The following is a 1,730-nucleotide window of genomic DNA, read 5'->3' on the forward strand; positions in this document are numbered from 1 at the left end:
ATTCATGGGAATTTCGATTTCAAATGCAACGAGTTCTGCTATTACAAAATATAGTGTATCGCTGAGAAGTGGAGAACCTGATTGGTCTATGATTCCAAGTGCAGGGAAAAGCAATAAGTCACAGGCAGAGTTTGTCTCTGAGATTAAGGAACTGGCTCAGAGAGCTGCCAACACTACGAGTAAAACGGAATTAGAATCTATTCACAGGCAGAGAACAAGGTTATGTGCAGAATACATATCCGATGTATCCCCTGACAGAAAGGCATTATATCAGCAGGCTAAAAATGCGGTAAAAAGTCAAAATGGTAATCCGAAATGCAAAGGAATCGGAGAATTATCATTGCTCGATTTTCTGGAGAGGGCAGAGGGGAAAAATAACAACCTTGCGCAAAAGAAGTTTGCTCTGGCGGGAGGAGGCACACTGGAATGTCCGATTCTGACAGGCGAAGGATATGGTGCCGACATTTCTTATCAAGGAACAAAAGTGTTGACCTATCTGGGAGATAGTTATGGATGGGGATGCGAAAGAACTCCGGCTGAGCGGGAAAAGGAAAGAGAATTTTACGGAATTTACTTCAATGAATACCATACGCAAAAGAATGCCCAAAGCTCAGAATTGAAAGAACTGCCGAACTATTTGGAAGAGAAAACGTCTTTTGATAGGAAAGCGTAAGGATATAGGTAAGATAACAGGTTTAATATGGGAGGATGTTTTATGTCAAAAATAACGGATTATGCTTTTTGTTTCAAAAATCATTTGGGACATCAGGAGTAAATGCAATAGGCAGTTTTCAGTTGTCCCAGTTGAACAGCAGTTCTGTTAAGTCCAAGTTAAAAGCTGCCGGGATTAACACAAACAGCAAACAATATAAAGCCGCAGTAAAACAAATGATGTCTGCTGGAAATGGTGCAATGTATGGCAATATTCAGGGAATAAAAAATCTGATGAGTCATTATGACAAGGATGGAGATTATATCAACCCTGTAAATGGACTGGCAGGACTTTTAGTGACAGATGAAAATGAAAGTTCGAGAAAAAGGATCATATCAATTCCGGATAGTAGCAAAGAAGAAATGTATGAACTGACAAAAAAAGAGTTCCTGTGTGAAAACGGTGTCCACAATGGAGATACAACAAAACGCACAGACGTATATAACAATTTATATCGTAAAATGTCCAAAAAGGACAGGCTGGCTGCCGGATACACTCTTGAAAAATATGAGAGAATTTACAGACAGGCATTTTATGATGCCGCAAAAAAGGCTGATCCTAACTGGGAAATTGGTAAGCCAATCAAAGATGGCGCATTAGATAGTGTTACAAGAGAAACAGCAGAGTCTGGGAAATCACCTGCACAGGCAACGCTTGATACGAAAATCTGACAAATAGTACATATGGAAAATTGTACGCAAGGAGAATGAAAAGATGGTAATAACCCGCACAGTAGAGATGCATGCGCAGCTTGTGGGATATGATTTTAAGAAAAAAGGTTTACCCACTGATAAAAATATTGCAGTAGAAAATAGTAAAGTTTCCAATGATTATTTCTGGAAAACAAATAAATATACGGATCAGGATGTGTTTGGAAGAACACTGGATCTGACGGCACTTATCAATAAGCCGGACGGATATTTAAAGGGAAGTTTATCGGATACGGAGGATGTGGACTATTACGAATTCAATATTACAGAGTACCGGGCATTAAGTTTCGCGAAGGATACCTATAATA

1 protein-coding gene and 2 pseudogenes are annotated in these 1,730 nt (G+C 39.2%); all 3 read left to right on the forward strand.

All coding sequences use genetic code 11. The features are described 5' to 3' along the window. Positions 1-673 (forward strand): hypothetical protein (locus H8S17_RS16025; RefSeq protein ID WP_243238116.1); only part of this gene is annotated, 673 nt, incomplete at its 5' end. 42 nt (positions 674-715) lie between these two features. Further along, positions 716-1,383 (forward strand): annotated as a pseudogene (locus H8S17_RS16030) (DUF3879 family protein). A gap of 43 nt (positions 1,384-1,426) precedes the next feature. Beyond that, a pseudogene (locus tag H8S17_RS16035) lies at positions 1,427-1,730 on the forward strand (prepilin peptidase dependent protein A); the annotation flags it as partial.

This window comes from Roseburia zhanii (assembly GCF_014287635.1).
Classification (GTDB): domain Bacteria; phylum Bacillota; class Clostridia; order Lachnospirales; family Lachnospiraceae; genus Roseburia_B; species Roseburia_B zhanii.